Genomic DNA, 25,271 nt, shown 5'->3' on the forward strand with positions numbered 1-25,271 from the left:
ATCAACCTATAATCCTAATTCATTCTAATTTATTAAATGTCTATATTGTAAGAGTTGTTAACACGTATATCCATCTGAACATGTCAAAATCGACTCTTTCTTATAAGGGATTGGCCTCCAATATCCATGAGATTTTATTGCTTTTATTCAAGAATAAAAGTTTTGATTTAAAGGGTAGTAATCCTGATTTTTTAATCAGACGTATCGATCGAAGATTAAAAACAACGAATTCCCCAGATTATATCTCATACATAAATTATCTAAAGAATAATATCTCAGAATTTGATCACCTAGCTGACGCCTTAACAATTAATGTCAGTCGATTTTTCAGAAATGCGTTTACATATAATTATATAAGCAAAATCATTATCCCTAAACTAATTCAGGAAAAAATTAGAACAAAAACTAATGATATTCGCATTTGGTCTGCTGGTTGCGCTACTGGAGAGGAACCCTATTCTATAGCCATGATGATTGATAAGTGTTTAAATGACAACAATCTTAGCCTTAATGTCAACATATTTGCAACTGATATTAATGAAAAATCATTAGATACTGCTAAAAAGGCTGAATATATACATGAAGCTTTAATTGAAATGGAGTTTGCTTATCTAAGCAAATATTTTTCAAGTCAAAACGGAATTGTTAAAGTCATACCCAAGATTCAAGAACAAGTACACTTTTCATCTTTTGATCTATTAAACAAGAAAAATCAAGCTCCAGAAGAAAGTATTTTTGGTCATTTTGATATCATCTTTTGTAGAAATGTTCTTATTTATTTCAATAAGGAATATCAACATCGTATTTTAAGAAAACTACAAAATACCATGCACAAGTCGAGTTATCTAATTTTGGGAGAAAATGAAGATCCAATGTTAAATCATTCAGATCTATTCAGGCAGAATAACGATTTATTCAAAATCTACCAGAAGAATGGCTAGCAAAAATTAATAAACCTACAACTAACCTCCATGACTAAACTTCGAAATATTTCTATAGGCTCCAGATTATCATTAGGTTTCTTAACACTAAGCCTGTTCACTTTAGGTATTGGTGTTCTAGCAATTTGGAATTCTCATCAGCATATCAAGACCATCGATAATATTTTTAAGCATCCTTATACGATTAGTAATTCAGTTCAGGAAATTGAAACTCACATTGTTTCTATTCACCGTTCAATGAAAGATGTTAGTTTGGCTAATACCAAACTTGAAATAGCTAAAGCAATTGCACATGTAGATAGAAATGAAGATGCAATCAATCAATTATTTTCCATCGTATCAAAAGAATTTTTGGGCGATAAGAAAGACGTTGACGCTGCTTGGGAGTCATTTAAAGAATGGAAACCTATAAGATTAGAGGTTATAGAATTAAGTATGTCCGGCAAAAAACAGGAAGCAGCTCTAATAACAAAAGAAAAAGGTGCAGCCCATGTTGAAAGCTTAAATAAAAAAGTATTAAAAATGAAAGACTTTGCTAATTACAAAGCAGAAAGTTTTCATCAATCCTCAATAGATCAAGGCAATTATTTTAATAGAGTCATTATTACCTTTTTGATTTTAACTTTAATAATAAGTTTATTGATAGCTTATTTAATTACACAAAGTATAAGGCGTCCAATCAAAGAGATGAACCATGTATCCAAGGCAATTCAAAAAGGAGACCTATCAATCCAAAATACCATTAACTCAAACGATGAATTAGACACTCTCGGGAAAGGTATTAATTCAATGGCAAATGCTCTAAAATCTAGAATCAAAATTCAAGATGGCATATCTGCTATAAACAAATCTTTAATTGGAGAATCAGATATCAATCAATTTTCTATTAAATTATTAGAGAATCTAATAGCTGTTAGTAATTCTTCTAGTGGGCGTTTTTATCTTTTAGAAGAAAATAGATTTAATTGTTTAGCTACCATTGCATGTAACGAGAAACATTTAAAGTCATTCTCAAAAGAAGAGATTCCTAGTGAGTTTGGGCTCTTAATGCAAACAAAAAAATTGGAAATAATAAAAAATCTAACTCAAAATTCCAATTTTGAATTTACAACAAGCATCGGAAATTATAATCCAAAGGAAATTCTATCCTTCCCAATAATAACTAACAATAAAATCATTGCGCTCATTTCATTAACAAGCTTAGAAAATTACAGTTATGAAAGTGTAGAAATATTAAAACTAACTCATTCAAATATAAATACATCATGTTCTAATATTTTAGCAACACAACAAAAGTCCTTATTAGCTCAAACATTATCAGAATCCAATCAAACGTTAGAATTACAATCTGAAGAGTTAAAAGAGCAAGCACAAGAGTTGCATAATCAAACCATCGAGCTTAATGATCAAAATAGGTTTCTTGCTTTTAAGTCTGAAGAGGTTGAACAAGCAAATAGACTAAAAAGTGAGTTTCTCTCAAATATGAGTCATGAGCTGCGAACACCGTTAAATTCAATTATGGCATTATCTAAAACGTTAATAATGCAAACTCATGAAAAATTAGACAACGAAGAAAATTCATACCTTGAAATTATTGAACGTAATGGCAGAAATTTACTGAAATTAATTAATGACATTCTAGATTTATCAAAGATTGAAGCGGGAAAGATGGATCTCTACCCTAAGGCTATTCATTTTAAAAATTTCTTGCAGATTATTAATGAAAACCTATCACCTTTAGCATCTGAAAAGGATATTCAATTAGTTCTTAATGCTTCAGATGATCTTCCCAAAATTGAAACAGATGAAGTCCGTCTAAACCAGATTTTAACCAATCTAATTAACAATGCAATAAAATTTACCGAAAATGGTGAAATAAGCATATCTGCCTACAAAAAAAATGAAAATATAAACATTGAAATCACCGATACAGGAATCGGAATTTCAGACAATGATCTAAAATTAATATTTGATGAATTTAGACAGATAGATGGAAGTTCCTCAAGGCAGTATGAAGGCACAGGTTTAGGTCTAACGATTGTAAAGAAACTTGTAACAAAATTAGGTGGTCAAATCTCGGTTAAAAGTAAACCAGATTTCGGATCGTGCTTCACATTAAGTATACCAATTGTATGGCATGAAGCAAAATCAATTGCCCCAATCATTCTTAGCTCATTACACAAAACAAAAAACAAACCAAGTCCAATAGAAATTAATGGTGCACGAATCTTAATTATTGAAGATAATAAAACTGCAATAATCCAGATGAAACAAATCCTGGAGAGCAAGGGATATATAGTAGATGTCGCTATAGGTGGAAAAGAAGCTTATGAATACATGAAGGTTTATATTCCAGATGGTATAATTCTCGATTTAATGATGCCTGAAATAGATGGATTTGAAGTTTTAGAAACAATTAGAGAAAAAGAAGACACTGCTAATATTCCCGTTACTATCATAACCGCAAAAGATTTATCGACAAAAGATCTGAACAGATTAAGCAAAAACAACATCTACCATTTAATACAAAAAGGCGATATTGACATAGAGACATTACTCAATATTATTGAGTCCATGGTAACAAAAAAAAATCATTCATGAGTAAGTTGTAAATGAATCCATACAAACATCTTAAACAAGATAATACATTTGCCAAATTCCAATTATTGAATTAACTTCTGGAATTTTGCAAGAAGATGAACTCAATAAATTAGATACCGTTTGTAATGCGTATATTAATAAGCCTTTTAGAAATTCAGAAGTATTAGAACAAAATAGAAAATTCTTTTATTATTCCTATGAGAAAAATACTAGCCATAGACGATAATGCTGACAATTTAGTCGTGTATAAAGCAATATTGAAACCTCAATATTCTGGATGCAATATCATCACATGTCAATCGGGAAAAAAAGGAATAAAAATAGCTGAAGAAAAACAACCAGATGTTATTCTTTTGGATATTCTAATGCCTGATCTCGACGGATTTGCCACTTGTGAAAAGCTCAAAAATAACTCACTAACCAAGCATATTCCGATTATTCTTATTACAGCCATGAGAGGTGATAATAAATCACGTATTAAAGGTTTGCAAATTGGAGCTGATGCATTTATATCTAAACCCATAGAAGAAGATGAATTAGTTGCACAAATTAATGTCATGCTTCGAATTAAAGATGCTGAAGATGAATTACGTGAGAAAAATAAAGATTTAGAAGTCGATGTTAAACAAAAAATAAGTGAATTAGAGACAAGCCAAAGAACTTTAAATAATCTCCTCAATAATCTTCCTGGGTTCGCTTATCAGTGCCTTAATAACAGAGATTGGTCAATGACTTATATTAGTGATGGCTGTAAAGAAATCACGGGTTATTCTCCTGATGATTTTATTTCAAAAAACACAATCACATTTAATGATATTATCCACCCAGATTATAGAGAAAAACTCTGGAATAAATGGCAGGTAACACTTACACAAAAGTCCACATTTCAAGCTGAATACCCAATCATAAATGCAAAAGGAGAGACTAAATGGATCTGGGAACAAGGTAGTGGGGTTTTTAAAGGTGATAATCTTATTTATATCGAAGGTTTCATTACTGACATTACGCAACGGAAAATTAGTGAAGACAAGTTTCGAAAAATTTTTGATCAATCCCCTATTGGAATTGCGTTGGTTGATTCACATTCTAGTCAAATTATTCAGGTTAATGATAAGTATTGTCAAATACTTGAACGTTCAGAAAATGAATTAACACAATCCAATTGGCAAAACATGACTCACCCTGATGATATTCAACAAGATCTATATCAAATGGATTTATTGAACACAGGAAAAATCAATGGGTTTTCAATTGAAAAAAGATTACTTAAATCCAATGGTGAATATATATGGGTCATTTTAACAACGACAAGAATTAATATTTTAAGTAGTGACACACCGTGCCATCTAGCAATGATAAAAGATATCACAGAAAGAAAAAATCTAACCCAATCTTTAATATCTGCGAAAGAAAATGCTGAAGAAAGCGATCGCCTAAAATCAGTTTTCTTAGCCACTATGTCACATGAACTACGCACTCCTCTGAATGCCGTAATTGGATTTTCAGAACTTATTGAAAAAGATCTCCCAATTGATGAAATAACTTATTTTAGTGAAATAATAAATACTAGTGGCAAACACTTACTCGGTATTATTGAAGATATTTTTGACATATCTCTAATTGAAACTGGAGATCTAAAGATTCATCGAGAACCTCTTAACCTACTAGCGCTACTTGATGATATTCATCAGGTTATAAAAAATGAACAAACATTACAAAATAAAGAAAACATTAATTTGATTTTTAATAATCAAATTGGGTCTTTAGATTTAGTTCTTTTTTCTGATCAAAAAAGAATTAAGCAGATATTATTAAACCTATTAAAAAATGCTCTAAAATTCACAAATAAAGGGACAGTCGAATTTGGATGTATTATTATTGAGATGGATAAAAAACCATTTGTCAAATTCTTTGTTAAAGACACAGGCATAGGCGTTCCTAAAGAAAAAAGAGATTTCATATTTGAGGTATTTCGACAAGCCGATGATTCACATTCCAGAATATATGGTGGGACTGGATTAGGATTAACAATCAGTAAAAAATTAACTAATTTAATGGGAGGTGAAATTTGGCTTGAACCAGGAATTGACCAAGGAACAAATTTTTACTTTACAATTCCAACCCACATTAATTCTAAAGAAAAAGAGGTCAAAAAAGATGCTCAAGATTCATATAATCTGAAAGGCAAAATTGTATTAATTGCTGAAGATGATAAAGTAAGTTTTTCATTTCTGAACATCTTCCTAAGTTCAAAAGGAATGAAATGCATTTGGGTTAAGGATGGTCAAGAAGCTGTTGAATACTGTAAAGGAAACGATAAGATAGATATACTCCTTATGGATATTCACATGCCGAATATGAATGGCTATATTGCTACAGATATAATCAAGAAAATTCGTCCTAACCTTCCTATAATTGCTCAAACCGCATACGCAATTGCTGGAGATGAAAAGATGATTCGAGATGCTGGCTGTGACTTCTATGTTTCAAAACCAATTAACAAAGAAGACTTATTGAGCAAAATGAATCACTCAATTAATAAGCTCAATACGGCTATCAATCTTTAATAAAGATAACTTTCATTCTATATCTGATGATTTCATTCGCAACAAAACGACAGTCAATCAAGTTATACTTCCTCATACTCATAACATGCATCGTAAATACGTCATGTCAATCATTCAATAAACAAGATTTAAGCCAATCAGAACAAAGCTGGCTTAGTAATAATGAGGGGAATATTGAAGTCTTATTTGGTTATGAAGAACCACCCATTGCATTTCACAATGAAGATGGAGACTATGTTGGCTTATTGGTTGATTATCAAAAAGAAATTGAGAGTTCTCTAAATCATCAATTTAAATATAGAAACTTTGATACTTGGGAAGAACTGATAAATTATTCTCGTACAGCACAAAACTTTATAATTGTAGGGTGTGCTAGAACAAACAAGAGAGTAGAATATCTCTCATTTACAAATTCAATTGTAAAAATTCCTTATGTCATAATCAGCCAGAAGAATAGTAATATTTCTTCAATGAGTTCGTTAACGGATAAGAAAGTTTGCACAGTCTCTAATTATGCCGTTGATGATTATATAACTCAATATTATCCCAATATCAAGCCTATTAGCTTTAAGAACCATATAGAATGTATACGAGCCGTTTCTACAGGTGCCTGCGATGCCATGATAGTCAGCCAGATGACTGTCACACACATTATTAACACAGAAGCTATCAGTAATCTTAAGATATCTGACGAAAGTGGATATATGAATCGATTAGCTGTAGCAGTACCCAAGGATCATCCAACTCTTTTTAAAATTATAGATAAAGCAATTGATAACATTCCTATAAATCGACAAAAGAAACTTTATCAAAAATGGATACACTCAAGACCAAATAAATTCTCGAACAAAACATGGTTTACGATAATTACTATTCTATCCATATTTATTGCATCCATTATTCTTCTTTGGCTTTGGTTAATTAGTTTAAAAAAACAAGTTGCTAAGCAAACACGCCAAATTAGAGAAAATGAAGAAAACTTACGCATAACTTTAAACTCTATTGGTGATGCCCTAATAGTAACTAATGTACATGGGAAAATTACTAGAATTAACCCTATTGCTCAAAAGTTAACTGGGTGGAATTTCAACGAAGCCAAGGGGCAATCACTGGAAAAAGTTTTCAAAATTATTAATTCTAAAACAAGAGAAAGAGTCGAAGATCCTGTTACTAAGGTTCTTAAAAACGGCCAAATTATTGGCTTAGCCAATCATACGGTACTACTCTCTAAAGATGGTCGTGAATACCAAATTGCTGATTCTGGAGCCCCGATTAAAGATGAAACCGGAGATATCTCCGGAGTTGTTCTCGTATTCAGAGATGTTACGGAAGAGTATCGAATGCAGAGCAGTTTAGAAGAAAATGAATCAAAATATCGATCCCTAGTTGAGGATTCAAATGATGCCATTTTCTTATTATATGACAACCACTTTGAATTAATAAACAAACGATTTGAAGAGATTCTGGGTTACACTCCCAAAGAGATGAAAGATATTAACTACGAAAGTTTTATTGCTCCAGAGAGCCTTGAAATGATGAACCTCCGATTTCAAGAAAATGACAAAAGTAAACTTTCGCGAAAATTTGAATTATTTTGCATCACTAAGTCTAGAAAAAAAATACAAATTGAAGTCTCAGCCAGCTTTATTCCGTATAGAGATGGCATCGCCAACCAAGGCATTATTCGTGATATATCTCAGAGTAAAAAATACGAAAGGGAACTTATAAGAGCCAAAGAAAGTGCCGAAGAAAGTGATCGATTAAAATCAGTATTCTTAGCAACTATGTCTCATGAACTTAGAACACCTTTGAATGCCGTAATCGGTTTTTCGGACTTGATAAATGCAGATCTACCAGTGGAGGAGATTCTACATTTTAGCAAAATAATTAACATGAGCGGGAAACATCTACTTGGTATAATAGAAGATGTATTTGATATTTCCTTAATTGAAACCGGAGATATAAAGATTCAAATCGAACCTTTTAGTATATCAACATTATTAGAAGAAGTCCATGAGATTGTAAAAAATGAACAGGTACTCCTAAATAAAAAACATTTAGATCTTATTCTAGATAATTCCCTGGAAAACCAAGACACTATTCTTTTTTCAGATCAGAAAAGAATCAAACAGAATATGATTAATCTGCTGAAAAATGCACTTAAGTTTACAAAAAAAGGTCATATCACATTTGGTTGTCGTTTACACAAAAAGAATCAAGATCAGTTTATTCAATTTTTTGTGAAGGATACAGGCATTGGAATCCCTCAAGATAAGCAACAGCTAATATTTGAAATTTTCCGTCAGGCTGACGACTCACATACTCGAATTTATGGTGGTACAGGTCTTGGCTTAACCATTTGCAAAAAATTAACCAATATAATGGGAGGTGACATCTGGGTAGAGTCAAAAGAAGGTGATGGCGCCAACTTTTATTTTACAATTCCATTTTTAGATAATTCTGATGCATTTTTAGACTCATCAAGTAAGACTCCAAACTTTAACAACAAAACTGTTCTTATTGCTGAAGATGATGAAGCTGGTTTTTTATTTCTGGAAGCACTACTTAGCCCTAAAGGCATGAATTGTGTTAGGGCGAATAATGGGGAGGAAGCGGTTGAATATTGTCAAACACATAATAAAATTGATTTAATTCTTATGGACATTAATATGCCTAAGATGAATGGTTATATTGCTACTGTGAAAATCAAAAAAAATCGCCCAGAGATTCCAATAATTGCTCAAACAGCTTATACTGCTGAAGGCGATAAAGAGAAAATATTAGCTATTGGATGTGACTACTACATCTCAAAACCAATAAACAAGCATGATTTATTTAATAAAATACGTTCAAGTTTAGATAGTAATCGATCTAAAATAGAAGCTTAAATAAAATGTAAAATCAGTACAAATATCAAAATAGGGACTATTTCAATTTCTTAAAATCAGAACTGAAGAAGCAATATATTATAAGCGAATTTGTGTATTCGATATTCAATAATGCCCTAAGAAAAAAACATTTTTCATTTACCAATCAATTGTAGAGATTCATATGTCATAATCTGCCCCGAAAATAGCAACACCTTCAAGAGACTCATTGATACAAAGACGTTTCACCTCCTTCTAATTATATTGAAAATTATAAACTTTTAAATAAACTTTATAATTCTTAACTTCAAATAGCATCTGTTTACTGATTCCAAAATGAGATTCTATGAAAATTTCAAAGCAATGTTTAGCTATTATACTTCTCCTCTTAATTATCTCTTTTAAAGGACAATCTTCTAATCATAAAAATATTTTAATCTTAAATTCCTACCACAATGGTTTAAGTTGGACCGACTCCATCGTAAGCAGTATTAAAAGAGAATTTTCATCGGAATTATCCTCTTCTATATTTATAGAACATATGGATACTAAAAGGTATTTCTCAAAGGAATATCTAAATGTTCTTGCCCGTTTTTATCTGGATAAATATCAGGACAAAAAATTCGACTTAATTATATCAACTGACAACAATGCCTACGATTTCTTACTTGAATATAAAGAAAAACTTTTTGGCGATGTACCTGTTTTATTTTGTGGTTTAAATTCAATTATTGATGTTCCCAAAGGATACAGCGGGATTTTTGAAAACACGAACAGTTGTTCTACTATTCATATTATTGAAAACAATCATCCCGATTACAAAGAGATTGTTGTTGTGAGGGATTATAGTACAACCGGAGAAACAGCTTCTAGTGCTCTCAAAAAAGATTTTGAGCACATGAAAAAAGCATTCCGATATCGGTTCATTAAACCAGACAACTTAGATGATTTACAAGCTCAATTGAGTTCTCTTTCGGAAGGAAGCATCGTGTTTTATTTAATTTACAATCGCGATTCAAAGGGGAATTATGTAAGTTATGAAGGAGGATTTAAAGAAGCCAAAGCCTATTGTAATGTTCCAATCTATTGCATTTGGGATTTTTATCTGAACCTTGGGGCTGTTGGTGGTTCTTTAATTACTGGTCGTAGTCAAGGCAAAATGGTTTCGGAAATGGCAAAGAAAGTTCTTTCCGGAACAAATATTAACGATCTACCTCCAAAACTAGCAGAATATGAATACCGTTTTGACCATAATCAATTAACTCATTTTGGGATAAAAAAATCTAAACTCCCAAAAGATTCTTACATTATTAATGCCCCATACAACTTTGTTCGCGAACAAAAAGAAATTTTTGTTCTGATCCTTACAGTGCTGATTCTCCTTACAATTATTATTACTGTAATGTCAATTAATATTCATTTACGAAAAGTTCGTTCTCAAAAAGAGAAGGCTCATTTATTGGAGATTCAAGCCAGCCATGAAAACTTAATGATTGCCAAAGAAGCGGCAGAAGAATCAAACAGATTAAAATCAGTGTTCTTAGCGACAATGTCTCATGAACTAAGAACACCTTTGAATGCCGTGATCGGTTTTTCAAGCTTGATAAAGACAAGTTTACCGTTGGAGAAAATTTTCCAATATAGCAAAATCATTAGAATGAGCGGGAAACATCTACTTGGTATAATTGAAGACATATTTGATATTTCATTAATTGAAATAGGGGATATCAAAATTCAAATCGAACCCCTTAGTATATCTACATTATTAAATGAAGTTCATGATATTGTAAAAAGTGAACAGATACTACAGAATAAAGAACATTTAGATCTCATTCTAAATATTTCTCCTGAGATTAAAGAGACCATTATCTATTCAGATCAGAAAAGAATCAAACAGAACCTAATAAACCTACTTAAAAATGCACTAAAATTCACAAACGAAGGACGTGTCACATTTGGTTGTCGTTTACACCAAGATAATCAACAACAATTCATTCTGTTTTTTGTGAAAGATACGGGCATTGGAATTCCTCAAAATAAGCAAAAGCTAATATTTGAAATCTTCCGTCAAGCTGATGACTCGCACACACGTCTATATGGTGGAACAGGTCTTGGCTTAACCATTTGTGAAAAATTAACTCATCTAATGGGAGGTGATATATGGATAGAGTCAGAAGAAGGTCAAGGGGCAAACTTTTATTTCACAATTCCATTTAGAGCTAAACTTGAAACAGACATTCGATCCTCAATTAGTGAACCTAGCCTAAATTTTAAAAACAAAACCGTCCTTATAGCTGAAGATGATGAAACATCTTTTTCATTTCTAGAAGCACTCCTCAGTTCAAAAGGGATGAAATGTGTGTGGGTGACGAATGGCAAGGATGCCGTTGATTATTGTCAAGCCAATAATCAAATTGACCTACTTCTTATGGATATAAATATGCCTGAAATGAATGGTTATATCGCAACGGAGAAGATCAAGAAAATTCGTCCTGAAATTCCTATTATTGCTCAAACGGCCTATGCTATTGAAGGCGATAAAGAGAAAACATTAGCTGCAGGCTGTGACTATTACATTTCAAAACCCATTAATAAAGATGATTTATTTGATAAGATACTCTTAAGTTTCGATAGCAATCAATCTAAAATAGAAGCCTAACTTAAAATGTAGAATCATTACAAATATCATATTAGGGACTATTTCTATTTTTTTTTATTAGTTTTGGAGCCGTATGTTACAACAAGATAGCTAATAGAATATTTAGCTATAATTTTGTTTATATATGGAGAATCTAAACTCCTATTATACTACTCTACAACCAAAATCCCAAATCAGAATTTCATCTGCACACCTGCGGATAATAGCTGAGCGCCGTTTAAAACCATTGTTTTAAAATCATTCCTCATTAGGGATCTTTTTAATTTTAATCTGAACATATTAAAATCTAATTATACTTAAATACACCATGGGAATAAAAGGTCGCTTAACACTATTGAACTTCCTTCAGTTTTTTATCTGGGGAGCCTGGTTAATAACCATTGCGAACTATTGGTTTGGAAACAAAGGCTGGTCGCCACAAGAATTTGGTGCTGTTTTCTCAACATTGGGAATCTCATCTTTGTTTATGCCTACCCTTTCGGGGATTATCGCTGATAGATGGATTAACGCAGAAAAATTGTACGGAATACTTCATCTATTGGGAGGTGTAGCAATGCTATATCTACCACAAGTTGACGATCCGACCTTATTCATTACAGTTATTTTACTGGCAATGATTTGCTATATGCCAACCATTGCTTTAATGAATTCAATTTCATACACCATTCTAAAAAACAACAAGTATGATGTGATCAAGGTATTTCCTCCTATTCGTGTTTGGGGAACCATTGGATTCATCGCAGCAATGTGGCTGACTAATTTAACAGGTTCAAAAGCATCTGCTAACCAATTTTATATTGCAGCAGTAGCGTCATTCATTTTGGCGGCCTATTCATTTACGATGCCACAATGTAAACCTCAAAACCAAGGAAAAAAAGGTGCGCCACTTATTGAGATGCTAGGCTTGAACGCTTTCAAGTTGTTCAAAAATTACAAAATGGCCTTGTTCTTTATTTTTTCAATGTTTTTGGGAGCAGCTTTGCAGCTAACCAATATGTATGGAGACAGATTCTTATCAGAATTTGAAAAAGTACCTCAGTATGCTGATTCTTTCGTTGTAAAGTATTCAACTATCATCATGTCAATATCCCAAATATCTGAAACGGTATTCATACTTGCAATTCCATTCTTTTTAAAGAAATTTGGAATTAAACAGGTGATGTTAATCAGTATGGTTGCCTGGGTATTACGATTTGCCCTATTTGCTTATGGAGATCCTTCAGGAGGGCTTTGGATGATTATTCTATCATGTATCATTTACGGTATGGCTTTTGATTTCTTTAATATTTCGGGCTCTCTGTTTGTTGAAACACAATGTGATTCTAATATCAGATCGAGTGCACAAGGCCTATTCATGATGATGACCAATGGATTTGGAGCCATATTGGGATCATGGGTAAGTGGCATCATTATCGGGAATTTTTTCACTAGTAATGAGGGTGACTTTATTTGGATGGATATCTGGAATACCTTTGCTATTTATTCATTAATTATAGCGATATTCTTTGCGTTCTTATTTAAACACAAGCACAATCCAGAAGCTATTGGAAAAATAAACCATTAACAGTACTACAACTCATTACATATTAAGAGCTGATTAAACTCTTATACCGACTAAAATAAAACCTGAAAGATAGAACGAGATCAGTTCATATTCTTTCAGGTTTATTTTATTTTACAAACAGAGTTCTTACTCTATCGCCTTTCCAACTCATCACGAATTTGAGAGGCTTTTTCGTAATCCTCATTATTTATAGCAGCATCAAGCATATCCTGAAGCTGGGACTTTGAATAACCTTCAAAAGGATTTGACTTACGATATTTATGGGGTGATTTAACATCCTTCACAGGTGCTATCTTTGCATCGTCGCTTTCTCCTTCAATACTCAAAGTAATTCCAGCCTTTTCTATAATTTCTTCACTTGTATATATTGGGCATTTAAATCGGAGCGCGATGGCAACTGCATCTGAAGTTCTAGAATCTATTCTGACCCTATTATTTCCGTTCTCGCATATTAACTCCGAATAAAAGATACCTTCATGTAAACGATATATATTAACCTCAACAATTTTAATAGAAAAAGCAATCGCAAAACTTTTAAACAAATCATGTGTCAAAGGACGAGGAGGTTCTAATTCTTCCAACTGAATAGCGATGGCCTGTGCTTCTACCCCACCTATAATAATTGGAATACGTCTGTCGCCATTTTCCTCGGCTAGTACCAAAGCATATGCTCCAGTCTGTGTTTGACTATACGATAATCCAAGTATATTTAATTTGACTTTTCCCATGTGTGATTCAAAATTTCAATACATATCCAAACAGCAAATTGATATATATTCTGAAAACAATAAAATCCTACTAATTGAATTCTATATAATTACCTTATAATATAAATCAATAATATTAACAAATATATAAATTGTTTTATAAGTTTTTCACAACAACACTGGGCTCTCTTTCATCTAAAAAAATATCATCCAAGTATTAAGCTTCGTATTTTTATGAGAATACCCCAATGTAAATGCACGTAGCAATTTACTAAATTTAAACTTAAACTCTCAAACCGCCATCATTATTAACTCAAAATACAAATTCAAATCGTCAAATAATTGACCTTTGCATACAAAATCAGGAATAATGATAAATAACTGAATCATTTTCTTTTAAGTCTTATTAGAACACCAATGTTTTTTTTCTTTAAAACTTTGTTTATCAATTATTGTTTTCTATTTTTGCAGTCCGAAAACATTTCCTTTGAGGGTTCTAAAAGAGGCTGTTTTGAAAGTATTAAAACACCCACCTTCAGGAATAAACCGAAAATTGTAGAATAATGTACGCAATTGTAGAAATCGCTGGTCAGCAATTCAAAGTTGAGAAAGACCAAAAGATTTTTGTCAACAGACTTAAGACTGAAGAAGGTGAACAAGTAGAGTTCGCTAAAGTTCTTTTGTTAGACAAAGATGGTGAAATCGTAGTTGGAGCTCCAACTATTGAAGGTGCTAAAGTAAGCGCAACAGTAATCTCTCATTTGAGAGCTGATAAGATCAAAGTATTCAAGAAGAAGAGAAGAAAAGGATACAGAAAGCTGAACGGTCACCGTCAGAACTTATCACAAATTCAGATTCAAGAAATCTTAGCTTAATCCTTAAAAATATCTAAAAATGGCACATAAAAAAGGAGCCGGTAGTTCACGAAACGGTAGAGAATCCGAAAGTAAGCGATTAGGCGTAAAAATTTACGGTGGACAAGCGGCCAAAGCTGGTAGCATTATTGTTCGTCAAAGAGGTACAGTTCATAACCCAGGCGAGTTCGTAGGTTGTGGTAAGGATCACACTTTATTTGCATTAATTGCTGGTACAGTGGTATTCAAAAAGAAAAGAAACAACAGATCATACGTTTCTATCGAGCCTCTTGCTGAATAAATTATTTAGCACATAAAATATTTAAATCTCCTCTCTTTATTTCATGTAAAGACAGGAGATTTTTTTATTTTTACCTTTCGTTAGTTAAAAGTCTCTAGGTACTCATAACGAGTTCCATATGACTCATGAATAATCATCTTCAATAGATATCACATGCTAAGTCTAAAATACTTACAGGAGAATAAAGAAGAAGCCATCAAGGCTTTAAGCATAAAGAATTTCGATGCCACTCAGATTATCGATCAGGTTATTGAATTGGATGAAAAGAGAAAATCCACTCAAGCAATATTAGATAATACTCAAGCTGAGATGAATAGCCTTTCAAAAGAGATTGGTATGCTATTCAAATCAGGAAAAGTAGAAGAGGCTAATTCTGCAAAAGCTAAAACGGTTGAGCTTAAAGAAAGTATCTCGCAATTGAATACTGAAATGAATGCTTCGATTGCAGATTTGAATGACTTACTTCTTAAAATTCCTAATATCCCTCACCCATCGGTACCTGCAGGTAAAGGTGAAGAGGAGAATGTGATTGAAAGAACAGAAGGTGAAATGCCAAACTTGTATGAAGGTGCAATCCCTCACTGGGAGTTGGCAAAGAAATATAATATCATCGATTTTGAACTAGGTAATAAAATCACTGGTGCAGGATTCCCTCTATACAGAGGTAAAGGCGCAATCTTCCAACGAGCTTTAATCAACTTTTTCCTTGATGAGAATCGCAAAGCTGGATACGAAGAAGTTATTCCTCCTTTAATGGTAAATGAAGCTTCAGCTTATGGTACTGGTCAACTTCCTGATAAGGATGGACAAATGTATCATGCAACAGAAGATAACTTGTATTTGATTCCTACTGCTGAGGTTCCAGTAACAAACATCTACCGTGATGTCATTTTGAAAGCTGAAGATTTTCCTATTAAAAATACGGCTTACTCAGCTTGTTTCCGTCGTGAAGCTGGTTCTTATGGTAGTGATGTTCGTGGTTTAAATCGTCTACACCAATTCGATAAGGTTGAGATTGTTCAATTACAGCATCCTAATAAATCATACGAAGCCCTAGATGTAATGGTTGCTCATGTTGAGAGCATCATCAAGAAATTAGAATTACCATACCGTTTACTACGTTTATGTGGTGGTGATACGAGTTTTACTGCTGCTTTAACATTCGACTTCGAAGTTTACTCAGCAGGTCAAGACAAATGGCTTGAAGTGAGTTCTGTATCAAACTTTGAATCGTACCAAGCTAACCGTTTGAAACTACGTTTTAAAGAAAAGAACGAGAAGAAAACCCAATTGGCTCACACATTAAACGGTTCTGCATTGGCTTTACCAAGAATGGTCGCTGCTTTATTGGAAAACAATCAGTGTGCTGAAGGTATCAGAATTCCTAAAGTTTTGATCCCATATACTGGATTCGATATGATTGACTAAATACAATTCAAGCAATTGAATTTAATATACAATTCAAAACCCGAGGGATTTCTCTCGGGTTTTTATATTTTTGATTAAGTAAGTTTCAACAACAAGTACTTCAAGCCACCTTATTTCTATCTTTTGAAACGAGCCACGCTAATACATTTAATAGAGAAAAATGTTTATTATGGCAACTTCCATGTGACCATAAAATGAAATTATAAACACATGAAAAAGTATTTATTATATCTCTTGATTCTAAGTCTGCTAATTCCTTCATTGGCATTTGCACAAGAAAGGAATAGCCAATTGGCTTATCGCTACTATAGAGATAAAGAATACGAAGCTGCCTCAAGTATTTTCAATGAGCTATATCAAACATCAAAATCCAAGTCGTACTTCACTTACTATATTACCTGTTTACTAAAGCTTGAAAACTATTCGAAGGCGGAAAAAGTGGTAAAAAAAGAAATACGTAAACATCCTGCTGATCAGATTTTCCAAATTGAACTGGGATATATTTATAAAATTTCTGGCGAAGATGTTAAAGCTAAGAAGCAATACAATAAAACCATTGCAAACATCATTCCCAACAAAAGAGAATTTACTACGGTTGCCAATGCCTTAAGAGGAAAGGGCGAACATGAGCTTGCTATAAAAACATATGAAAAGGGGCGTCAGATCCTAAAGCAAGATCATTTGTTCCATTTCGAGATTGCCAACATTCTGATGTCGCAACGCAATTTCAAGCAAATGCTTGATGAGTACATGATAGCCTTGTCTGTTACACCTGAAAAACTGCAGCAAATTCAGAATCAACTACAATCTGCTCTATCTCAAAATATCAATACCGATTTAAATAAAATTCTAAAATCAAAATTGATAACTCAAGTTCAAAATAGCAAGAACAATCTAGTTTATAAAGAATTACTACTGTGGTATTACAGTCAAAAGAAACAATTCGAATTAGCATTTTCGCTTGCACAATCTATTGACCTCATTAAAAACAATGGCGGTGAAAAATTGATGTATCTTGCCAAGACTGCAAATGATAATAAGGATTATCAAATCGCTCAAAAGTGCTACAATCTTGTCGTTGAAAAAGGATCTGAATCGAAATACTACAATAATGCCCTGATAGGGGAATTAGAAAGTATACATCTCTCACTTGAAACAAAATTTGATTCCAAACTTGAAGACTGGCAGTTCCTTTCAGAGAATTACGCCAATTATTTCAAGAACTTAAAAAATATCAATCAGTCGATAAGTACATTGATTCGATTTGCAAACCTAAGTGCTTTTAAACTAAATGATATAGAAAAGGCGACAACTCTCTTAAAAACGGCCTTGGAAATACGCAATGTCAGACAGAGCGATAAATCAAATATCAAACTTGAATTAGCTGACATTACACTACTCGACAATAAAAAATGGGATGCTATACTGCTCTATTCTCAAATTGAACAAAGAAATAAAAACAACCCAATTGGTTACGAAGCTAAACTCAAGAAAGCAAAAGTGTCTTATTATTTAGGTGAGCTCGATTGGGCAGAAGCTCAGCTAAATGTTCTCAAAGGAAGCACATCAAAACTAATAGCCAATGATGCTTTAGACCTATCTCAACTAATTTCTGACAACACCATTCTAGATTCAACTTATTCAGCAATGAAATATTTTGCAGAAGCTGATTATCTAATTTTTCAAAATAAAATAGATTCCGCGAAAGTCAAACTAAATGAGTTTTTCAAGGCTTTTCCTGGACACAGTCTAAGCGACGAAGTGCATTATAGAATTTATGAGATACACAATTCGCAACAAGACTACCAAGAGGCTATTAGCCAATTAGATATTATCATCAAGGAACATCCTTATGAAAGTTTAGCTGCAAAAGCACTCTATAAACAAGCTAAACTATTTGAGCTTCAAAATAGAATAAGTGAGAGTGGAATCAACTATAAAAAAATAATTGTAGATTATCCTGAGAGCATCTATTCCGTAGAAGCTCGAGAACATTACACAATTATAAGGAATGCAAATTCACAATAAACACGTCAAATAATAGCTGACTATATAAACCAACTTACAATGATTATTTACAACACAAGTTACATCCTTCACAGTACAATTGAGCACGATTTCTGTAAATGGATGAAAGATAAATTCATTCCATTAGTTAAAGAAACCGGAACATTCTCGCAGAATTATTTTTGCAAAGTGATGGTACAACAAGAAGATGGTAGTCAAACTTATTCTTTACAGCTTTTCTTCAAAAACAAAATTCAGTTTGATAAATATCGTGAAGATTTTGAACCAAGATGTAAAGCTATTTTTGTAGCCAAATTTCAAACAAATATCCTGACTTTTTCATCGACTATGTTTGAGGATGGGGTAAATCACTAGTCTATTTGCTAAAGATCATATATCAATTCAAAACCTAAATTTTGAAGAAACAAACACAAGCCTATATCTTTGCTCTGACTGCAATTTTATCTTGGTCGACCGTTGCCACTGCTTTTAAAATTGCCCTTATGGGGATGAACTATATCCATCTCTTAGCTATTTCATCTGTAGTTGCTATGATCTTTTTTGCTACACTCCTCTTTTTTAAAGGAAATTTAAAAATAGCTTTGAGAACGCCTAAATCAGAATTACTACATTCTGCACTATTAGGCTTTCTCAACCCTTTTCTTTACTACTTCATATTACTAAAAGCCTATTCTTTATTATCGGCTCAATTAGCCTTGAGTTTAAATTATATTTGGCCCATTACGCTTGTTCTACTCTCTATCCCACTTCTCAAACAGAAAATCGGATTAAAAAGCATTGCTTGCATTCTCCTAAGCTTTATTGGTGTTATCCTTATAGCCAACAAGGGTTCTTTTACAAGTATAGAAACACCTAACTCCTGGGGAATTATCTTGGCTCTTGGCAGCTCTATAATTTGGGCCTTATTCTGGATTTTCAACACGAAAGATAATCGTGAAGATCTTCAGAAGCTCTTTCTAAATTTTGTATTTGGTGCAATTTACAGCATCATTACTCTAATCATTTTAGACGAATTAAAATTACCGGATTTTAAAAGTTTGGGTGCAGCAATTTACATTGGTCTGGTTGAATGTGGCATAGCCTATATCTTTTGGTTGAGAGCCATGAAACTCTCAAGCAGTACAGACAAGATTGGTAATTTAGTTTTTCTAAGCCCTTTCATTTCCCTTTTTCTAATTAAGCTATTTATCGGAGAAACTATATATCTTAGCACATGGGTAGGCCTGGGAATCATTGTTGCAGGTATACTTCTTCAAAAAATCACAACTAAAATAAAAAGGTTTGAGTAAGGATAGAATCATTATGGGAATTGACCCAGGTACAAATTGCATGGGATATGCTTTACTTAAAGTTGTTGAAAAAAAACCTGTCATATTAATTTCGGGCATCCTAGATCTAAAAAAACTTGGTGATCCCTATTTAAAACTTCAACGAATTTTCAGACGAACACTTCAGGTAATTGATGAATATCAGCCTGATGAGCTGTCAATTGAATCACAATTTTTTGGTAAGAATGTTCAATCAATGCTAAAACTTGGACGCGCACAAGGTGTATGTATTGCAGCTGCTTTGCAACGTGATATTCCAATTACAGAATATGCTCCCAAAAAAATTAAATTGGCTGTAACAGGTACTGGAACCGCCTCCAAAGAACAAATGGCTACCATTATGGAACGCTATTTTAATATCCCCAACTTCCCAACCAATTCTGACGAAACGGATGCCATAGCCATTGCGCTATGTCATTTCTTTCAAGCAAATCCCATTTTAGGCTCAAAAAAAGCAAGCTCTTGGTCCGACTTTATCAAGCAGAATCCCGGCAGAGTAAAATAAATCCAAAATCGAGGCATAAAAATAGCCGCTCAATGGCGGCTACTAGTATCTATAAAACCATCTAGGTTTATTTATTCAAAGTTCTTACGAATTTTCTCAGCAACTTCAGCTAGTTCCTCTTGTGAAGGATTCAATTTAGGATTTGAAAAATCCAAATCACCAATCGCATTCAAAGGCACCAAGTGAATATGTGTATGCGGTACTTCAAGACCGATAACAGCGACCCCAATTCGTTTACATTCTATTGATTTCTCAACAGCTTTTGCCACACGTTTAGCGAAAAGATTCAATCCAGCTAAAACCTCATCCTCTAAATCAAAAATGTAGTTCACTTCTGCCTTAGGAATCACAAGCGTGTGTCCCATAGCTAAAGGGCTAATATCTAAAAAAGCAAAATACGTATCGTCTTCTGCAATCTTATGGCAAGGAATTTCGCCATTTACGATCTTTGTGAATAGTGTTGACATAGCTCTAAATTTATTTAACCCTTAATCGAATACAAATTACATCGATATATCGATAATCTCAAATGGAATAACACCATTAGGCACGGTAATCTCTACAAGGTCACCAACAACTTTACCAACTAATCCTTTAGCAATAGGTGTGTTAATAGACAATTTCCCTTGCTTTAAGTCTGCTTCAGTTTCAGATACCAAAGTATAAGTCATAACAGCACCATTCTTAGTGTTCTTAATCGTTACTTTATTCAACATCTGAACTTTTGAAGTATCAATTTTAGTCTCATCAATAATACGACTATTAACTACAATCCCTTTAATTCGTGAAATCTTAGCCTCAAGTAATCCTTGAGCTTCTTTTGCAGCATCGTATTCAGCATTCTCCGATAAGTCACCCTTATCAATTGCCTCTCCAATTTGTCTTGAAATCTCTGGACGCTCAACTGATTGCAGATGCTCCAATTCTGCTTTTAATTTTTTAAAACCTTCTTCTGTTATGTATGAATATTTAGACATAAATCCTCCTATTATTTTTTTTCTATCGTTTTGTTTGATTTTCTGTTATTATACCAATTGCATTATTTATTGCTCACTTGATATAAAAACAAAAAGAATCCCACCACTGCGGAACTCTTTCAGGTGCAAATATATACATTTAAACTAAATGCACCTATACTCTAATGAATTAGCATTGATATAAAAGTACTAAAAAACTTAATTATATATACTTCCTATCTAAAATTTCCTTGGAAATTATAGCTTGTCTCCAATCAAATTCTTCGTACTCTTCTATATATACCTCATCATCATTCAGATCCTCTACAACAACTTGCTTAGGCTTATCTTGCTTAACAGAATCAATTTCTTCTTTAGTAAAAAGATTCATCTCTAGCTTATTATCAACAAATTCTTCTTCAACAACTTGATAAGGATGTTTTACTTGTGGTGCAAATGTATTTGCACCTAATATTGTATCAAATAGATTTTCGATACCAACTGGCGCATCATCTTCAGATCTTTCAGCTTCAGCACCCTCAATATTTCCTACTGCCTTCTTCTTTTTCTTAAGAGCTCCTACAATAACAAATAAGACCATTAATATGAGATAGACTATATTTCCCCAATCACCGTCCATAGTTGAATTATTAATTCTTAAATTTATACCCGTTCCCAAAATCAATATTTATGAGACCAAGGCAATCAAATTTACATTATTTTTTCTTATTCCTACTGACATTAATTGGTTTTTCTTCTTGTAGCAAGGGAACTGATATAAATGAAATATGGCCAAATACTCGCGTTAATTTTGAAATCTACCTAGATTATTACAATCTAAATGGAGCAAATAGTATGATCTATCTAGATCAAGATGACATTTCAACATCCAATGCAGGAATTAATAATCATGGTATCTACATTATAAATACTGGAGATGGATTTTTAGCTCTTGATGCTACCTGCCATAATGATCAAAACATAAAAGAACACGTGGAAATAAGCGAAAATAATGGTGCCTTAGGAGTTTGTCCTGAGTGCAAGAGTGAATTCGTATTTCTTAATGAAGGCGCTGTACACAAAGGTCCAGCAAAATATAGCTTGAAAAAATATAAAACAATCCATAATACAGAATCAAGATCAATTCGAGTTTACAACTAAAAAAGGATTTCAATATCTGGCATTCAACCTGCCAATTTCATATTGGGTACACATTCCCATAAAACAGAAAGTTAATTATAAATAATATCCTAGAATTAGTATTGGGAGATATAATCGAAGAAGCCACTTAGTTAAAAAACTAATCTTCACATACTAAAGATATAAAAATCAGAACACAAAGCAAATCAACAAAATTTTCTGCTTGCCATAATTTTTACAAAAACAGTTTGTAGTCTATAGTATTATTGCATATTTTCAGTTGCTACTCAAAAAAAACCTAACTGAAACCCTATGAAAAAAGTATTATTACTACCTGTATTGGCCCTCCTTCTGGCTCCAATCAACAGTTTTGCCAGCGAAGCAGATCTGGTCGTACCAAATTTAAGGCAATCTGTCTTCAACGGACTTGGCGGAGTTAATGGATGGGACTTACTTCTTTATGGTATTGTCGTTATTGTCTTGGGCCTTTTATTCGGAATGGTACAATTCAATAAAATTAAAAAACTACCTGTGCACCATTCCATGGCAAAGGTTTCAAACATTATTTACGAAACTTGTAAGACTTATTTATTACAACAAGGTAAGTTCCTAATTATCTTGTTTGCCATTATTGGCGTTGCCATTTCATATTACTTCCTCGCCTTGGCACACATGTCAGTTCCTAAAACAATGCTCATTCTACTTTGGACTGTACTGGGTATTTTAGGATCCTATGGTGTAGCTTGGTTTGGTATTCGTATTAACACTTATGCGAATAGTAGGACTTCATTTGCAGCCCTTAAAAAACTACCTTTCGATGTCATGTCTATTCCTTTACAAGCAGGAATGAGTGTAGGTCTTCTTTTAATCTGCGTTGAGCTGATTATGATGATTGCCATCCTTCTTTTTATTCCTGGCGAGAGTGCTGGAGCTTGTTTTATTGGTTTCGCAATTGGGGAATCTTTAGGGGCAGCTGCCTTGAGAATTGCAGGAGGTATCTTTACTAAGATTGCTGACATTGGAGCTGACTTGATGAAAATTGTTTTCAAAATTGATGAAGATGATCCACGTAACCCAGGTGTTATTGCTGACTGTACGGGTGACAATGCTGGAGATAGTGTTGGTCCTACCGCTGATGGTTTTGAGACTTATGGTGTAACAGGTGTTGCTCTTATCACTTTCATTATCCTAATGTTTGGTGAAACAGGAATACTTCCTAATGTGGAGTTTGCATCAACCCTAATCGTTTGGATTTTTGCCATGCGTGTCTTAATGATTTTCACTTCAGTTATCTCCTATCTGATTAATCAAGTCATTGCAAAAATACGCTTTGCAAAAGAAGAACATTTTGATTTCGAATCTCCTTTAACTTCATTAGTTTGGATTACATCAATTATTTCCATAGTCGTTACTTATGCATTAAGCTATGTTTTAATCAACGACCTACCTGAAGGCCTATGGTGGAAATTATCAAGTATCATCTCTTGTGGAACACTGGCTGCTGCAGTTATCCCTGAACTTACTAAAGCATTTACTAGCTCTAAATCTCGTCACGTACAAGAAGTTGTTATTGCTTCTCGTGAAGGAGGCGCCTCATTAACGATCCTATCGGGTATGGTTGCAGGAAATTTTAGTGCATTCTGGAAAGGAATGGTTATGATGGCACTTATGGCTTCAGCTTTTTATATCGTTCAGGATTTAACTCTGTTTGGTGAATATCCAGGTATTTTTGCCTTTGGTTTGGTGGCTTTTGGATTCTTAGGAATGGGACCAGTCACTATTGCTGTTGACAGTTACGGCCCAGTAACCGATAACGCTCAATCTGTTTTTGAATTATCTCAAATTCAAAAAATCCCTAATATCAAGGAAGAGATCAAAAAGGATTTTGGTTTTGAACCTAATTTTATAACTGGAAAGCATAATCTGGAAGAGAATGATTCAGCGGGTAATACCTTTAAAGCAACAGCTAAGCCTGTATTAATTGGAACTGCTGTTATTGGTGCCACAACCATGATTTTTGCGATTATTCTTTTACTTAAAAAAACGATTCTTTCTAACGGTGAATCTTTATTGCAAATTGAATTAACCGATCCTTCTGTAATTCTTGGATTAATTACTGGTGGAGCTGTTATCTTTTGGTTCTCGGGTGCATCTATGCAAGCTGTAACTACAGGTGCTTATAGAGCAGTAGAATATATTAAGAAGAATATCGACCTTACCAAATCGGAAGCAGACATAGAAGACTCTAAAAATGTTGTGAAGATTTGTACTCAATATGCCCAAACAGGTATGTGGAATATCTTCGCTGTCATCTTAAGTTTGACTTTGGCTTTTGCATTCTTTAGCCCTAATTTCTTTGTTTCATATCTGATTTCCATTGCAATCTTCGGTTTATTCCAAGCTATGTATATGGCCAATGCTGGTGGTGCATGGGATAATGCTAAGAAAGTAGTTGAGGTTGATTTAAAAGAGAAGAATACCCCACTTCACGATGCTACAATCATCGGTGATACTGTTGGTGATCCGTATAAAGACACCTCATCAGTAGCCCTAAATCCTGTAATCAAGTTTTCAACTCTATTTGGTTTGTTGGCTTCAGAGATTGCAATTGAACTTATTGTTGAAGCTGACAAAACTGGAACGACTAATATAGCTCCTTACATCGGTGTTGTTTTCTTAGCAATTGGTTTGTTCTTTGTATACCGCTCATTCTACGGTATGAGAATTCAAACTGAAGCTGAAACGACGAATAACACTAAAAAAAAGACATCTGAAAAATTAGAAACGAGTCATGCACTTTAAAGCATAGAGTAATTATCTGAATT

Annotated in this window: 19 protein-coding genes; 15 read left to right on the forward strand and 4 right to left on the reverse strand. The window is 33.3% G+C overall.

The window, feature by feature from the left end; all coding sequences use genetic code 11:
* Positions 1-80: 80 nt before the first annotated feature.
* The 6 genes from ACXR6G_RS03305 to ACXR6G_RS03330 all read left to right on the forward strand — a co-directional run bounded on the left by ACXR6G_RS03305 (position 81) and on the right by ACXR6G_RS03330 (position 13,199).
* The gene (locus ACXR6G_RS03305; RefSeq protein ID WP_458359976.1) at positions 81-941 is read left to right on the forward strand and encodes a CheR family methyltransferase; all 861 of its coding nucleotides are present in this window, start codon (positions 81-83) and stop codon (positions 939-941) included.
* 30 nt (positions 942-971) lie between these two features.
* A complete protein-coding gene (locus ACXR6G_RS03310) occupies positions 972-3,542 on the forward strand; it encodes an ATP-binding protein (RefSeq protein WP_458359977.1) in 2,571 nt (856 codons plus the stop codon).
* Positions 3,543-3,739: 197 nt separating this feature from the next.
* Positions 3,740-6,109 carry a response regulator gene (locus tag ACXR6G_RS03315; RefSeq protein ID WP_458359978.1) on the forward strand — a complete coding sequence of 790 codons (2,370 nt, stop codon included), beginning with the start codon at positions 3,740-3,742 and terminating at the stop codon, positions 6,107-6,109.
* A gap of 26 nt (positions 6,110-6,135) precedes the next feature.
* Positions 6,136-8,997, forward strand: a complete 2,862-nt coding sequence (locus tag ACXR6G_RS03320) for a PAS domain S-box protein (RefSeq protein ID WP_458359979.1) — start codon at positions 6,136-6,138, stop codon at positions 8,995-8,997.
* A gap of 325 nt (positions 8,998-9,322) precedes the next feature.
* Positions 9,323-11,635, forward strand: a complete 2,313-nt coding sequence (locus ACXR6G_RS03325; RefSeq protein ID WP_458359980.1) for an ATP-binding protein — start codon at positions 9,323-9,325, stop codon at positions 11,633-11,635.
* Between the two features lie 307 nt (positions 11,636-11,942).
* A complete protein-coding gene (locus ACXR6G_RS03330) occupies positions 11,943-13,199 on the forward strand; it encodes a nucleoside permease (RefSeq protein WP_458359981.1) in 1,257 nt (418 codons plus the stop codon).
* Positions 13,200-13,330: 131 nt separating this feature from the next.
* Here ACXR6G_RS03330 and ACXR6G_RS03335 read toward each other — a convergent pair whose 3' ends face one another.
* Positions 13,331-13,927 carry a bifunctional nuclease domain-containing protein gene (locus ACXR6G_RS03335; protein ID WP_458359982.1) on the reverse strand — a complete coding sequence of 199 codons (597 nt, stop codon included), beginning with the start codon at positions 13,925-13,927 and terminating at the stop codon, positions 13,331-13,333.
* A gap of 542 nt (positions 13,928-14,469) precedes the next feature.
* On the opposite strand from ACXR6G_RS03335, the gene rplU reads away from it, so the two are divergent.
* The 7 genes from rplU to ruvC all read left to right on the forward strand — a co-directional run bounded on the left by rplU (position 14,470) and on the right by ruvC (position 20,350).
* Complete coding sequence (gene rplU, locus ACXR6G_RS03340; RefSeq protein ID WP_458359983.1) at positions 14,470-14,781, forward strand: 50S ribosomal protein L21; 312 nt, start codon at positions 14,470-14,472, stop codon at positions 14,779-14,781.
* Positions 14,782-14,800: 19 nt separating this feature from the next.
* A complete protein-coding gene (rpmA, locus tag ACXR6G_RS03345) occupies positions 14,801-15,061 on the forward strand; it encodes a 50S ribosomal protein L27 (protein WP_458359984.1) in 261 nt (86 codons plus the stop codon).
* A 153-nt stretch (positions 15,062-15,214) separates the two neighbouring features.
* Positions 15,215-16,489, forward strand: coding sequence for a serine--tRNA ligase (serS, locus tag ACXR6G_RS03350; RefSeq protein WP_458359985.1), 1,275 nt, complete (start codon positions 15,215-15,217; stop codon positions 16,487-16,489).
* Between the two features lie 210 nt (positions 16,490-16,699).
* Complete coding sequence (locus ACXR6G_RS03355) at positions 16,700-18,517, forward strand: tetratricopeptide repeat protein (protein WP_458359986.1); 1,818 nt, start codon at positions 16,700-16,702, stop codon at positions 18,515-18,517.
* Between the two features lie 39 nt (positions 18,518-18,556).
* On the forward strand, positions 18,557-18,871 hold the full coding sequence (locus ACXR6G_RS03360) for a DUF4286 family protein (RefSeq protein WP_458359987.1): 315 nt from the start codon (positions 18,557-18,559) through the stop codon (positions 18,869-18,871).
* A 41-nt stretch (positions 18,872-18,912) separates the two neighbouring features.
* Positions 18,913-19,806, forward strand: coding sequence for a DMT family transporter (locus tag ACXR6G_RS03365; protein ID WP_458359988.1), 894 nt, complete (start codon positions 18,913-18,915; stop codon positions 19,804-19,806).
* Entirely contained in the window at positions 19,799-20,350 is a 552-nt protein-coding gene (gene ruvC / locus ACXR6G_RS03370; RefSeq protein WP_458359989.1) for a crossover junction endodeoxyribonuclease RuvC, read from the forward strand. Before ACXR6G_RS03365 ends, ruvC begins: the two co-directional genes overlap by 8 nt.
* A gap of 71 nt (positions 20,351-20,421) precedes the next feature.
* Here ruvC and ACXR6G_RS03375 read toward each other — a convergent pair whose 3' ends face one another.
* The 3 genes from ACXR6G_RS03375 to ACXR6G_RS03385 all read right to left on the reverse strand — a co-directional run bounded on the left by ACXR6G_RS03375 (position 20,422) and on the right by ACXR6G_RS03385 (position 21,946).
* Positions 20,422-20,817: an HIT family protein gene (locus ACXR6G_RS03375; protein WP_458359990.1), complete on the reverse strand. Its 396-nt coding sequence runs from the start codon at positions 20,815-20,817 to the stop codon at positions 20,422-20,424.
* A 36-nt stretch (positions 20,818-20,853) separates the two neighbouring features.
* Positions 20,854-21,327 carry a transcription elongation factor GreA gene (greA, locus tag ACXR6G_RS03380; protein WP_458359991.1) on the reverse strand — a complete coding sequence of 158 codons (474 nt, stop codon included), beginning with the start codon at positions 21,325-21,327 and terminating at the stop codon, positions 20,854-20,856.
* A gap of 202 nt (positions 21,328-21,529) precedes the next feature.
* On the reverse strand, positions 21,530-21,946 hold the full coding sequence (locus ACXR6G_RS03385) for a hypothetical protein (protein WP_458359992.1): 417 nt from the start codon (positions 21,944-21,946) through the stop codon (positions 21,530-21,532).
* Between the two features lie 50 nt (positions 21,947-21,996).
* Between ACXR6G_RS03385 and ACXR6G_RS03390 the strand changes: the two genes are divergently transcribed.
* Positions 21,997-22,467, forward strand: a complete 471-nt coding sequence (locus tag ACXR6G_RS03390) for a hypothetical protein (RefSeq protein ID WP_458359993.1) — start codon at positions 21,997-21,999, stop codon at positions 22,465-22,467.
* A 291-nt stretch (positions 22,468-22,758) separates the two neighbouring features.
* Positions 22,759-25,248 (forward strand): sodium-translocating pyrophosphatase, encoded by a 2,490-nt coding sequence (locus ACXR6G_RS03395; protein ID WP_458359994.1) that lies wholly within the window; start codon positions 22,759-22,761, stop codon positions 25,246-25,248.
* The last annotated feature ends 23 nt before the right edge of the window (positions 25,249-25,271 follow it).

It is taken from the genome of Ancylomarina sp. YFZ004, from assembly GCF_054254355.1.